This window comes from Clostridium sp. OM05-6BH, assembly GCF_003481635.1.
Classification (GTDB): Bacteria; Bacillota; Clostridia; order Lachnospirales; family Lachnospiraceae; genus Butyribacter.
In genome coordinates, this window is record NZ_QULH01000007.1 from 56,956 (window position 1) to 69,516 (window position 12,561).

Here is a 12,561-nt window from a genome sequence, read left to right on the forward strand (position 1 = left end):
ATCACGCTATATCAGCATGACACAAAACAACAAAAGGCCAACGGATCACATTCTGTCTCTGCTCACATAACAGAAACAGAATGAATCCATTGGCCCCTATCACTTTTTATGTATTTATTACTTGATAACCTTGATCCATCCTTCTGGTGCTTCAATATGACCCATCTGGATACCAGTCAATGTTTCACGTAATTTTGTCATGATCGGTCCCATCTCATCCATACCACTTGGCATGCATATCTCGTTACCATGATCAACAATCTTTCCAACCGGAGAAATAACGGCTGCTGTACCACAAAGTCCACATTCTGCAAAGTCTTTCACTTCTTCAAAAAGAACTTCTCTCTCCTCAACCTCTAATCCAAGATAATCCTTAGCCACTGTTACCAATGAACGTCTTGTAATAGATGGAAGAATACTATCTGATTTTGGTACAACTAATTTATTATCTTTGGTTACAAAAAGAATGTTAGCTCCACCGGTCTCTTCGACCTTAGTACGTGTACCAGGATCCAAATACATATTCTCATCAAAGCCATTCTTATGCGCATCTACAATTGCATGCAAGCTCATTGCATAGTTCAGACCAGCTTTGATATTACCTGTTCCATGAGGTGCTGCACGGTCAAAATCCGAAACACGGATAGTAATTGGCTTTGCGCCACCCTTAAAGTATGGTCCTACAGGAGTCGTGAATACACGAAACTGATATTCACTCGCCGGTTTTACACCGATAACAGCATCACTACCAAACATATATGGACGGATGTACAAGGTTGCTCCAGATCCATATGGTGGTACATAATCTATATTTGCCTCAACTACTTTAGCAATAGCCTCCACAAAACGATCCTCCGGGAATACCGGCATCTCAAGTCTTGCTGCAGACTGTGCTAAACGTTGCGCATTTAAGTCAGGGCGAAAGCACACGATATGACCGTCCTCTGTTGTGTATGCCTTTAATCCTTCAAATACTGTCTGCGCATACTGCAATACACAGGCACACTCGCTCATGGTGATCTGGTCATCCTCAATCAAGGCACCATCATCCCATGCGCCATTCTTGAAGTTGGATACATAACGCTTATCTGTCTTTACATAACCAAATCCAAGATTGTTCCAATCAATGTCTTTCTTTGCCATATTATTACTTCCTTTCCTAATATCCGTTTCAGACAAACTGCGTCTGCCTCAATCGAAATACATTATTTGAACTTCATTTTACGCCTTGATTCTCAGAGTGTCAAGACAAAGTATACAAGTATACTATTTCTATAATTTCGCGAATCCCTTATCCGTCGAATACTCTTAACAAAGGATTCTTTAATCTTCTATCTGACGAATACGATTTACATGTCTTTCTTCTCCCGAAAATTCAGTATTCAAAAACGTATCAACGATCTTTAATGCAAGACCCGGTCCAACCACTCGTGCCCCCATAGCAAGAATATTGGCGTCATTATGTTCTCTCGTTGCCTGTGCGCTAAATGTATCATGACAAACTGCCGCACGAATACCTTTTACCTTATTCGCAGCGATAGAAATCCCAATACCTGTACCACAGATCAAAATGCCCTTGTCACATTCTCCATCTACTATTGCCTTTGCCACTGCCTTGGCATAAACCGGATAATCGCATGGCGACTCATCCAGACAACCATAGTCTTTATACGGAATTCCTTTTCCTTCCAGATATGCTTTCACTTCCTGTTTCAAGCTGTATCCGCCATGATCACTACCCAATGCTATCATCTTTTTCTTCCTCCTCCAATCGGTGTATTGTAAGTCTGATTCTCTCCTCAATCTCTTCAAAGCATTTTTCATATGCTTCCTCTTCCGCTCCGTACGGATCTGACACATCCGTCTCTACTCCGGCAAATTCCCCCAAAGTATAAACCGCATAACCATCTCCATACGTTTCCAAAAATTGTACCTTCTCCGGAAATGTCATTGTTAGGATCAATGTTTTATCAGTTAACTCTTCTTTCTGCAATTGCATTGACTGTGAATGATTTCCCGGCGTCATCTCATGCTTACTAAGCAAAAGATTTACCTTTGGGCTGATCGGCTCCTCAAATAATACAACCAGTCCTCTCGAATATGGCTCCGGCATATAAACAGCCGCCTCCGAACGGTAGATCCCTTCTGCGATGGGACTTAGCAACGTGTTGGATGTGCATACAAAAAATATTTTGTCATATGGTCTCATCGTGTTACGCTCCTTTCACGCCTCAACTATGTGATACCCAGCAGCTTTGAGCATCCGGTTCATAATAGCCTGTCCCAAATTATCATCCTCAAAACTTTCTGCAAAGATATACTCAGCCCCCAAATGATCCATTTCTCTCAATATGTCATATAACCCCGCAGCAATAGATCCCTCACATTTTCTAGAACCAATGCTATAAACAATGCCACTTGGATAACAGTTCGCTGTCTCCTGTGCAGCGATCACTGCTACCTTGTATCCCTCCTTTTGTTTATCATGTACCATCTGTAAGATAGACGCAACGACCTGTTTTGTTTCTCCCTCTACAATCGTCAATTGACCTTTCGGCGCATAATGTCGATATTTCATTCCCGGCGCCTTTGCTACAATCCCCGGCTTAACTTCTCGGCTGAGCACTGCCGGATCAACTTCTACATTTCCCAATACTTCTCGAAGCATCTCCAATGTAATATAACCAGGTCTAAGCACCATTGGCACATTCCCTGTCAGATCCACGATCGTTGACTCCAAACCAATTCCCACTTCTCCGCCGTCAATAATCATATCAATACGCCCCGACAAATCCTCGATAACGTGCTCTGCCTTGGTCGGACTCGGTCTGCCGGATAGATTTGCACTCGGTGCTGCTATATATACTCCAGACTGCCGAATCAATTCTTTAGCAATTGGGTGCGATGGCATTCGTATTGCAACCGTATCCAAACCACCTGTTGTTGATTTAGGCACAATATCTGCTTTTGGCAGAATCATCGTAAGCGGTCCCGGCCAGAATGCTTCCGAAAGCTTTTTGGCCGCTTCCGGGACATCCGCCGCCAGTTCATATAAACTTTTTACCTCTGAGATATGTACGATCAATGGGTTGTCGGACGGTCTTCCCTTGGCCGCGTATATATGATTAGCAGCTTCTTTATGTAATGCATTTCCTCCAAGACCATATACCGTCTCTGTCGGAAACGCCACCAAGCCATCGTTCCGAAGTACCTGACATGCCTCCTGCAACTCCTCATCGCCAAACTGCTCCGGATTGACCTGCAGTATTTTCGTCTCCATTTGAATCCTCTTTTCTTTGCTTAGTTTCCCCAGATTCCCCTAAATAATACAATACCCCCATTCCAATTGCCTGTGCAACCTTTTTCTGATACTCTGCTTCCTGTAACTGCTTTGCTTCCTGCAGATTCGACAAAAAACCACATTCCACAATTACCATTGTGCTCGTTGTATTTTTCAGCAGATAATAATCCGCATTTGCCTTGATCTGTCTGCGATTATCGGGTGCTACATCTCGTTTCAACGTTTCTTGGATCTTAGCGGCCAACTGTTTGCCGCTTTCAGAGGTTGCCTGGTAAAACACCTGCGCCCCTCTCGACGTCGCATCTGTATAGCTGTTTTGATGAATACTGACAACAACATCCGCATCGCACCCATTCATAATGCTGACACGTTTCGCCATATCTGCGCGTTTCTTATTCGTATCAGATTCCTCATATAATCCCTGATCCGCCTCACGTGTCATTATCACCTGACAGTCATTGCGTTCCAATACCTTTTGCAATTGTTTTGCTATTGCCAGATTGATATCCTTTTCGTATACACCATCAACGCCAATCTTACCCGGATCTACTCCTCCGTGACCACTATCGATCACAACAGTGTATTTTGCTGTTTTTTGATTCAATGTATGCACACTGATCCACCGATCTGCATCCATCACCAAAAAACCAACAGACATTAACAAACCAACAATAATTCCAATTCCGTATTTCTTCCCCCATTGCTTCAAAAAAGATACATTATTCATACGCAGGCCACATTGTGGCATCCTCCGCCATTATTCTATACATATCTATGAAGCAAAAAACATACTAATGATAGGAATCCCAATTAATGTTTCACATACTTCTCAATCATATTCCACACAGAGGCATCTTCCAATCCCAGTTTCCAAAAGGCAACTCCACCCAGATTCGCATCCGATACCGCTTTCATCTTAAGTTCCAACGATTTCGCATCCTCGATCCAAATTTTATGAACCGTTCCGCTCTCTGTATATTCTACATAATTCATTCCTGTTGCATCATCCCAAGTTGCCTTTTTGCCAGAATCCTTAAGCACAGTCTGCGCACCTTTCATAGAGCACGCCTCGGATGATAACTTTGCTTTCCCACCCTTTGTCTTCTCTTTCCAATGTCTGGAATAGAACGGCAATGCTATAACCATCTGCTCTGCAGGGACTTCCTCACCTACTTCCTGTATGGAATTCGTCACATAACTGATCGAAGAAACCGGACCGGCTTCCTTACTGCCGGCATAATGCTCATCGTATGACATCGTAATTACATAGTCAGCAACCTCTGCCTGCTCTTTGCGATTATAATATGCCGAAATTCCTCCCGCCGGCGGGTAATTGTCTATAGACAAAACAACTCCATTATTGCGGCACATAATTCCAAGTTCCCTTACAAACTGTATAAAATCCTCGCCGGAATCCTTTTTAACGTTCTCAAAATCAATGTTAATTCCGTCAAGGTCGTATCGTATTGCCTCGGCAATCAGATTCTTGACTAATTTTTGACGTTTGCTCGTTGTACCCAGCACTTTGCCAATCTTCATCTTAGGGCCAAAATCACTGCACAGTGCCCATACCTGTACACCAGCCTGATGTGCCGTCTGCACATAAGAATCGGAAGCCAGTGATGTAACATTGCCATCATTATCCGACGTCTCAAACCAAGTAGGCGCCACGACATTCACACCTTTTGTTGCAGATAATAAACCGGATAATCTTCCATTAGCTGACTGATTCGTCACCTGATGCCACACTAAATTCACCTGCTTATCCATTAGGATATGGCTATAGGACTCTTCACGAAACGTTGTTTCTGACTGTTTCTTATAGGTTTCCTTCATCTTCTTAGCCTGTACGTATCCTATCACACCGGACTCAGACATCACTTTCATAAATCCTGTGTCCTTATTTTCACCGGCAAGAACACGAAGCTTCTGTCCCGACTTTACATCTTGCAGGATCGGACTCTTAATGCTCTGTTTATTGCGGATCTGCACATCATCCTTCGCATCCGCATAGCTTATATCCTTATTGTATACCGTGTGGATCACAATACGATTTGGCTTTTTGTATTGTTTATAATCCATCGCCGTGTACTGCTTAACATAGTCCAAAGCCACATAAACAACATTGTCCTGTGCTACAGCAATTGTATAATCCTTGCTATCACGGCTTTTATTATTAATATAACAATCTTTACTGTTTAATGCAGCGGAGATCAGCTTGGTCGAAGTTGTATATAACAGCATATTTTCATTGGCATCCCAATAAAAACGATGATTTAACTTCTCTGTCACAAATTCTCTATCTACATAAATATGACCATCTTTCTCGATAGCTTTTAGTCCACATATATCATCTTCCAGCACAACCGGCATCATCCCCTGATCGGTCACCTGAAAATACTTTGTCAGACTCATGTGCGTTTTGTTTGGTGCAAATTTCTTAAGCATGATCACTGCAAGGATTGCTGCCAAAGCCAAAAGCACAACCACTACTCCAATGGTAATCCTCTTCTTGTTCTTCATTCGTCAAAGCCCTCATTTCTTAATCGTACTAGTCATACAACAATACTCTGTTTTAGTATACCACTTTTCCCTCTATCGGGCAAACTGAAATATCGGAGAGACATCGGGGCCTTGACGTCTCTCCGAAAAAGGTTGTGTGCGAAGTTTCGCACAGACATACATTCCCGTTATCAGCCATCCTGCCAATAAACGGTTTTACTCAAAATTCCGTAATATGATCAAAATCAATCTCACATATTTTGCCTGCTTCATCGCCAACATAACTCTTCATGTAATAATGATCCTCCATGACCTGATGCAGCACTCTGGCATCCCTCGTCGAATAGAGCACACCGTCTACCCGCACCGGCACACCAACGCGCTCTGCATCAGATATTTCGGAAATCACCCAAGAATACATTGTCTCCCGCAGACCTGTTGATTTTCTCTCCAATTGCTTATCCCCCTTTGCTCGATGACAGTACGACTTTTCTGAACATTGGTTGTATATTGTGACATGTCAATCTTTCATACTGCTCACCCATGCTCCTGCAGTTCATAAATCATAAACCACAGGGCTCAAATCGCTCATATGAAAATCACAATTTCCATATAAACCATACTTGAATCACTGAGAATCGAATCCCTATCATACGCCGCAATCGGAACCTTTTGGTTATTTCAGAATACACTGCTATTATGCGAGACACAGTGTTTGAAACAAAAGTATCATATCCGTCCTTTTAACGAAACATCATCACCTCCTACACATCGGGTTCGTTTCTCTGAGGGCATTATATGCTCCCTGCAAACATTCTGGCAATACCAAATCGACAAATTGACATTAGAAAACAACCTCTAAACTTTGTTAGTATTTACCAACTTTTTGTTTTTTTTGATAGATTTTAAATAGATTTCAAAATATTTGGAGAAATTGAGAATATTCTCCACGTATGCTTTTGTTCAAACTGACGAAATCTATAATTAGCATATTTCATTCCATTTTAAGTACATAGACAAAGCAGCTTTGATCCGATAGCAGACTTTCCTATCGTTTGACTTCTTTTCAGTATTATTTTATACTGAATATATAAAGAACATAGGTCGGTATGACAACTCATCCCGACCGCATATTCTAGCTTTTTATAAGGCTTAATATTAATTATTGACGAAGGGAAGTGAGCCTATGCGAATTGAAAAAATCAATGAACATCAGATCCGTTGTACGTTGTATCAAAAAGATTTAAAGGACCGCGAAATCCGCATTAGCGAATTGGCATACGGAACCGAAAAAGCTCGGGCTCTTTTTCGAGATATGATGCAGCAAGCGTCCTACGAATTTGGATTTGAGGCAGATGATATTCCATTAATGATAGAAGCAATTCCAATGCTTCCGGATGCACTTATTTTGTTGATCACCAAAGTGGAAGATCCCGATGAATTGGATACCCGCTTTTCAAACTTTACTGACGATCCGTCAGAGCATTATTTGGATGATTCCTCGACAGATGATTTTGTAATCATTAACGATGACGAAGAGTTTGATGCAGATGACTTTGATATCGATGGACCGGATTCCGCAGAGGATATGAATATTGAGCAAATGCTCAATAAAGTTAATTCTCAAACAAAATGGCCCGGTCATGGCAAAGCAGATGCCGTCCTGGATCAGCTTTTCCATGGTAATGTGCAAAAAGAATCGAAGGACAACAAAGCCACTGCCGACAAGAACAAACCCGACATCAATTTGGAACACCCTATGGAACCAGATGTAGATGTTAATGAGGCACTTGTAGATATTACCCGTATATTCTCATTCTCCTCTCTCGAGAAACTGGTCGAAATGTGCGAGCATTTACGCAACTTTTATAATGGACCTAATACAGCTTACCGCTCCACCTCTTCGGGTAAATATTATATCATTTTGCATAGAGGGATTTATGACCTTGCCCGCTTTGCCAGAGCTGAAGCTGTTGCAGCCGAGTACGGTACACCTTGTCCGAACAATCATGCTGCTCCGCAGTTTCTCGCAGAACATTGTGAAGTTTTGATCGCCGACCGCGCTGTTCAAGTTCTTGGCACCCTCTAAATGACGGATATAAACATCAAAAGCCATTGCTTAACTGATAAGCGACTGCCCCAATGTCAATCTTTCGGGCAACCTATCAAAGCAATGGCTTTTTTATGATTGTTTACTATAAAAACAGTTCTATTATGCCTCTTTCTTGGCCAGATACTCATTTACATTTACAACAAGCTCATCTGCGTTCATGCCATGAACCATAGCCGCTTCATCCAATGTCTCTCCCTGTGCAGAAGGACATCCGATGCAGTGCATTCCTGATGCCATAAGAATTGCTGCAATGCCCGGATCAATTTTAAGCATATCTGCGATTATCATATCTTTATTAATTGTTGCTGCCATATTTATTACCTCCATTATATGATATATTCAGCGATACAGGCAGAATGACTGCCGTTCGCTTAAGTACGCACCGATTATAACACTCTCTTTCTATAAAAACAAGCTGTAATTTTTTATTACTGATTCATAACGAAAAAAAGCAGTCAGTCTGTCATTCATCAACAAACTGGCTGCTAATTTTGTTTATAGTTGTTTCAACCATAAATTAAGCCTCAGAAATTGCTCCGGATGGGCATGTTCCTGCACAAGCTCCACAAGAAATGCAGCTATCTGCATCAATTTCATAATGAGCCTCACCCTCAGAAATTGCTCCTACAGGGCATCCACCTGCACAAGCTCCACAGCTTACGCAATCATCACTAATAACATATGCCATTATAAAGTACCTCCTTTTGATTTAAGTATGGCTTAATTTTAATACAATTCATCTAAAATGGCAACCCCCAAAATTCTCCAAACGCCCTGTTTTACTGGGTTAGACGCAACTTACCAAACGTACGTTTACGCCCAATATCTTATTTAAGCTTTTAAAAAAGCGCGTGTTTTCGATAGCGCTCGGCAAGTAGTTGCAACTAACTCCGTTAATTTGTCAAGATGATTTATTGATATTTTTTATCATTAATTCAAACTTTACACATTTGAAGCTGCTGCTTGTTTTTCCGGAAAGAACATTATATGATAATAACCACATATACCATAAATAGAAATGAGGACTTCAATGAACAATTATAAATTAACAATACAATATGATGGCACACGCTACAGCGGTTGGCAAAAGCAGGGCAATACTGCTGATACGATCCAAGGTAAAATTGAAAACGTATTGCAAAAATGGCTGAAAGAAGACATTGAGATCCATGGATCCGGCCGCACGGATGCCGGCGTCCATGCCCTATGTCAGGTGGCCAATTTCAAAACATCTGCTACCTTATCGTGTCCACAGATCATGGTAGCGCTTAACCAATATTTACCGCTAGACGTTCGGATCACAAGCGTGACACAGGTGGATCCACGATTTCACGCACGCCTCAATGCTAAGCAGAAACACTACTGTTACCAAATTGACAACGGCTCTGCCGCTGAAGTGTTTGAGCGAAAATACATGACTCGCTTTGCAGATACGGACTATTTCTATAAATTATGCAGACAAACCGGTCACTTATTCGCCACATTTGGCGATAGTTCTGTCAACACGGATATTTCAAGACCGTCTGAAAGAAACAATGTGGCATCCAACAACACAATGCCGCCTCAAATAATATACGATTTGAAAGCAATGCAGAAAGCCGCTGCCCTGTTGTGCGGCGAACACGATTTCAAAAGTTTTTGCGATAATAAGCGTATGAAGAAGTCAACCGTCCGTACAATTACGAATCTGACCATTCGAAATGAAAATAACAAAATGATACTTGACTTTTATGGGAATGGCTTTTTGTATCATATGGTACGCATTCTGACCGGCACTCTGTTAGAAGTTGGCATTGGGCTAAAAAGTCCTGAAGATATCCCTGCCATTCTACAGGCACAAAAAAGAGAGGCAGCCGGTTTCACTGCCCCTCCACAAGGATTATTTCTTATGAATGTTACTTATTAGCCGTTCTCAGCAAATGCATCCAAGATAGCATCTGCTGGCACTACTCAACTAATGTATCTAAGATGGCGCCTGCGACTTCCTCTTTTGTCATTTTCGGCAGCTCGCGGGCTCCTTCTCTTGTGATCAAGGTCACCACATTTGTATCAACGCCAAACCCGGCTCCTTCTACTTTCAAGTTGTTCGCAACAACCAGGTCCAAATGCTTTTTATCCAATTTTTTGCGGGAATTTTCCAACATATTCTCTGTTTCCATAGAAAATCCGCATAAGATCTGTTTCTCTGTGCGATGTTCTCCCAAATAACCCAAAATGTCTTTCGTGCGTGTAAGTGCAATCGCTGCTTCCCCATCTGTCTTTTTGATCTTATTGTCTGCTACAGTAGCAGGTGTATAATCGGCCACTGCAGCGGCTTTGATAATAATATCCTGCTCTGCCATGCGGGAAGTAACTGCCTGAAACATGTCTTCTGCGCTTTCTACCGGAACGACATCTACAAAGAGCGGCGGCTCTAAAGAAACCGGTCCGGACACAAGTGTCACCTGCGCGCCTCGCTGCATAGCAACTCTCGCAAGCGCATATCCCATTTTACCTGTGGAACGATTAGAAATAAAGCGTACCGGATCAATTGCTTCGACGGTCGGACCGGCAGTAACAAGTACTTTTTTGCCTTCCAGATCCTTTTCGAAGCGAATCTCACGTAAAATATATTCCAATAAAACTTCTTCCGATGGGAGCTTACCCGCCCCAACATCTTTACAAGCCAGATATCCAACTGCCGGAGCAATAATTTCATAACCATAATGACGAAGTTTCTCCAAATTATCTTGAACGATTAGATTTTCGTACATGTTGGTATTCATCGCCGGAGCAATGATCTTTTTACATTTGCACGCCATGACAGTTGTTGTCAACATGTCATCCGCAATGCCGCCTGCAATCTTTCCAATAACATTCGCAGACGCCGGAGCGATCAACACCACATCCGCCTGTTTTGCCAGCGCGACATGCTCTACACTATATTGAAAATTGCGGTCAAATGTATCAACCAGACATTTGGTACTTGTCAATGTCTCAAATGTGATCGGATTAATAAAATTGGTCGCATTCTTCGTCATTAATACGTGTACCTGCGCATGCATCTTCACAAGCATACTTGCCAGATTTGCGATCTTATATGCTGCAATACTCCCTGTCACACCGAGTACCACCGTTTTTCCTTTAAGCATCTTTCTTTCCTCCATGCGATATCTGTCTACCACATCGTTTCAAACTAATTCGTTATTCTGCCTTATTGCACCGGGCCAAGCTAATTCGTTATCCCGCCTTACTGCACCGGGCCAAACTAATTCGTTATCCCGCCTTACTGCACCGTTTCAAACTAATTCGTTATTCCACCTTACTGCACCGGGCCAAGCTCTCCGTGCTTCTCATAACGCGACACTTGATGAATCTTATTTTCTTCATCCACAAAGACCACCTTTGGCCGATGCGTTTTGGCTTCTTCCGGGGTCATTGATGCATAACACATAATGATCACATGGTCACCCACCTGAACCTGTCGTGCTGCTGCACCATTTAAGCAGATCATTCCACTGCCGGCTTCACCACAGATCGTATATGTCTCAAAACGATTGCCATTCTCTACATCAACAATCTGTACCATCTCATATTCTAAGATCCCAGCCGCATCCATCAGCTCCGGATCGATCGTTATACTACCAACGTAATTCAGTTCCGCCTGCTTTACAACCGCACGGTGAATCTTTCCTTTTAGCATCGTAAGTTCCATAAGAATCCTCCATTCTTTTGCTTTGCAAAGTTTTTCTCAAAATCTCCGCATAATTTTTACTGTCGTATCCTGCACCTCAATGCTACTTTTCCGTAATAAAATTATCGATCAGACGTGTCTTTCCAATATATACAGCCATTGCCACAAGAACCGGCTCCTTAACCGTCTCTACCGGCTCTAATGTATTCCAGTCAACAACTTCTACATAATCAACCTTTGCAAGAGGTTCCGTTGCAATCTCATCCAAAATGATCTGACGGATCTTCGCTGCATCTGCCTCACCCGCCTTTAGGGCTTCCTTACCCTTTGCCAAAGACTTGCTGAGGATCAGCGCTGCTTCACGCTCCTGTGCACTTAAGTACGTATTGCGAGAACTCTTAGCCAATCCATCCTCTTCTCGAATGATCGGGCAGCCGACAATCTCAATACCAAAGTTCAGATCACTTACCATATGACGGATCACTGCAAGCTGCTGTGCATCCTTCTGCCCAAAATATGCTTTGTCCGGTACAACAATGTTAAACAATTTGGACACAACCGTACACACACCGCGGAAATGAATCGGTCTTGTTTTGCCACAAAGACCACCCGTCAGCGTTGTCATATCAACAAAAGAAGAAAAATCCTTGTGGTACATTTCGCTTGGATCTGGATGGAAAATAAGACTTGCACCTGCTTTTTCACAAAGTGCTGCATCACGATCCATATCACGTGGATAGCTTTCCAAATCCTCTGATGGGCCAAACTGCATTGGATTTACAAATACACTGACAACGACACGATCATTTTCTGCAACCGCACGGTCGATCAAACTCTTGTGTCCTTCATGGAGATATCCCATTGTTGGGACAAGACCCACTGTCAGTCCCTCCTTACGCCATTGTTTTACCTGCTCTCTGACTTCCGCTATTGTCTCTACTATTTTCATGATCCCATGTCCTTTCTGCTCTC

14 protein-coding genes are annotated in these 12,561 nt (G+C 42.4%); 2 read left to right on the forward strand and 12 right to left on the reverse strand.

The window, feature by feature from the left end:
- Positions 1–117: 117 nt before the first annotated feature.
- The 7 genes from DXB73_RS07960 to DXB73_RS07990 form a co-directional block, all read right to left on the reverse strand.
- Entirely contained in the window at positions 118–1,164 is a 1,047-nt protein-coding gene (locus tag DXB73_RS07960) for a branched-chain amino acid aminotransferase (RefSeq protein WP_279221302.1), read from the reverse strand.
- Positions 1,165–1,323: 159 nt separating this feature from the next.
- The gene (gene rpiB / locus DXB73_RS07965; protein ID WP_022026011.1) at positions 1,324–1,752 is read right to left on the reverse strand and encodes a ribose 5-phosphate isomerase B; all 429 of its coding nucleotides are present in this window, start codon (positions 1,750–1,752) and stop codon (positions 1,324–1,326) included.
- Positions 1,736–2,209 (reverse strand): protein-tyrosine-phosphatase, encoded by a 474-nt coding sequence (locus DXB73_RS07970; protein WP_022026010.1) that lies wholly within the window; start codon positions 2,207–2,209, stop codon positions 1,736–1,738. Before DXB73_RS07970 ends, rpiB begins: the two co-directional genes overlap by 17 nt.
- 15 nt (positions 2,210–2,224) lie before the next feature.
- Positions 2,225–3,280, reverse strand: coding sequence for an L-threonylcarbamoyladenylate synthase (locus DXB73_RS07975; protein WP_118690727.1), 1,056 nt, complete (start codon positions 3,278–3,280; stop codon positions 2,225–2,227).
- Positions 3,234–4,028, reverse strand: a complete 795-nt coding sequence (locus DXB73_RS07980) for an N-acetylmuramoyl-L-alanine amidase (RefSeq protein WP_182448268.1) — start codon at positions 4,026–4,028, stop codon at positions 3,234–3,236. The genes DXB73_RS07975 and DXB73_RS07980 overlap by 47 nt, the downstream gene beginning before the upstream one ends.
- An 83-nt stretch (positions 4,029–4,111) precedes the next feature.
- Positions 4,112–5,824 (reverse strand): glycosyl hydrolase family 18 protein, encoded by a 1,713-nt coding sequence (locus DXB73_RS07985; RefSeq protein WP_118690729.1) that lies wholly within the window; start codon positions 5,822–5,824, stop codon positions 4,112–4,114.
- Positions 5,825–6,023: 199 nt separating this feature from the next.
- Entirely contained in the window at positions 6,024–6,257 is a 234-nt protein-coding gene (locus DXB73_RS07990) for a hypothetical protein (protein WP_118506670.1), read from the reverse strand.
- 732 nt (positions 6,258–6,989) lie between these two features.
- On the opposite strand from DXB73_RS07990, the gene DXB73_RS07995 reads away from it, so the two are divergent.
- The gene (locus DXB73_RS07995) at positions 6,990–7,892 is read left to right on the forward strand and encodes an adaptor protein MecA (protein ID WP_118690730.1); all 903 of its coding nucleotides are present in this window, start codon (positions 6,990–6,992) and stop codon (positions 7,890–7,892) included.
- Between the two features lie 123 nt (positions 7,893–8,015).
- On the opposite strand, the gene DXB73_RS08000 is transcribed toward DXB73_RS07995, so the two are convergent.
- Together DXB73_RS08000 and DXB73_RS08005 are read right to left on the reverse strand one after the other, a co-directional pair.
- Entirely contained in the window at positions 8,016–8,228 is a 213-nt protein-coding gene (locus DXB73_RS08000) for a DUF1858 domain-containing protein (RefSeq protein ID WP_118506672.1), read from the reverse strand.
- Positions 8,229–8,433: 205 nt separating this feature from the next.
- A complete protein-coding gene (locus DXB73_RS08005) occupies positions 8,434–8,604 on the reverse strand; it encodes a 4Fe-4S binding protein (protein ID WP_022026003.1) in 171 nt (56 codons plus the stop codon).
- A gap of 342 nt (positions 8,605–8,946) precedes the next feature.
- Between DXB73_RS08005 and truA the strand changes: the two genes are divergently transcribed.
- The gene (gene truA / locus DXB73_RS08010) at positions 8,947–9,822 is read left to right on the forward strand and encodes a tRNA pseudouridine(38-40) synthase TruA (protein ID WP_182448267.1); all 876 of its coding nucleotides are present in this window, start codon (positions 8,947–8,949) and stop codon (positions 9,820–9,822) included.
- 40 nt (positions 9,823–9,862) lie between these two features.
- Here truA and coaBC read toward each other — a convergent pair whose 3' ends face one another.
- From coaBC to panC, 3 genes are all read right to left on the reverse strand, one after another.
- Positions 9,863–11,047: a bifunctional phosphopantothenoylcysteine decarboxylase/phosphopantothenate--cysteine ligase CoaBC gene (coaBC, locus tag DXB73_RS08015; RefSeq protein ID WP_118690732.1), complete on the reverse strand. Its 1,185-nt coding sequence runs from the start codon at positions 11,045–11,047 to the stop codon at positions 9,863–9,865.
- A 170-nt stretch (positions 11,048–11,217) separates the two neighbouring features.
- A complete protein-coding gene (gene panD / locus DXB73_RS08020; RefSeq protein ID WP_118690733.1) occupies positions 11,218–11,610 on the reverse strand; it encodes an aspartate 1-decarboxylase in 393 nt (130 codons plus the stop codon).
- 82 nt (positions 11,611–11,692) lie between these two features.
- On the reverse strand, positions 11,693–12,538 hold the full coding sequence (gene panC / locus DXB73_RS08025) for a pantoate--beta-alanine ligase (protein ID WP_118506675.1): 846 nt from the start codon (positions 12,536–12,538) through the stop codon (positions 11,693–11,695).
- Positions 12,539–12,561: the final 23 nt, after the last annotated feature.

Bases quoted from the DNA above. Each gene is read 5' to 3' on its own strand.
- rpiB (WP_022026011.1), bottom strand. From the start codon at position 1,752: ATGATAGCATTGGGTAGTGATCATGGCGGATACAGCTTGAAACAGGAA.
- DXB73_RS07970 (WP_022026010.1), bottom strand. From the start codon at position 2,209: ATGAGACCATATGACAAAATATTTTTTGTATGCACATCCAACACGTTG.
- DXB73_RS07975 (WP_118690727.1), bottom strand. From the start codon at position 3,280: ATGGAGACGAAAATACTGCAGGTCAATCCGGAGCAGTTTGGCGATGAG.
- DXB73_RS07980 (WP_182448268.1), bottom strand. From the start codon at position 4,028: ATGAATAATGTATCTTTTTTGAAGCAATGGGGGAAGAAATACGGAATT.
- DXB73_RS07985 (WP_118690729.1), bottom strand. From the start codon at position 5,824: ATGAAGAACAAGAAGAGGATTACCATTGGAGTAGTGGTTGTGCTTTTG.
- DXB73_RS07995 (WP_118690730.1), top strand. From the start codon at position 6,990: ATGCGAATTGAAAAAATCAATGAACATCAGATCCGTTGTACGTTGTAT.
- DXB73_RS08000 (WP_118506672.1), bottom strand. From the start codon at position 8,228: ATGGCAGCAACAATTAATAAAGATATGATAATCGCAGATATGCTTAAA.
- DXB73_RS08005 (WP_022026003.1), bottom strand. From the start codon at position 8,604: ATGGCATATGTTATTAGTGATGATTGCGTAAGCTGTGGAGCTTGTGCA.
- truA (WP_182448267.1), top strand. From the start codon at position 8,947: ATGAACAATTATAAATTAACAATACAATATGATGGCACACGCTACAGC.
- coaBC (WP_118690732.1), bottom strand. From the start codon at position 11,047: ATGCTTAAAGGAAAAACGGTGGTACTCGGTGTGACAGGGAGTATTGCA.
- panD (WP_118690733.1), bottom strand. From the start codon at position 11,610: ATGGAACTTACGATGCTAAAAGGAAAGATTCACCGTGCGGTTGTAAAG.
- panC (WP_118506675.1), bottom strand. From the start codon at position 12,538: ATGAAAATAGTAGAGACAATAGCGGAAGTCAGAGAGCAGGTAAAACAA.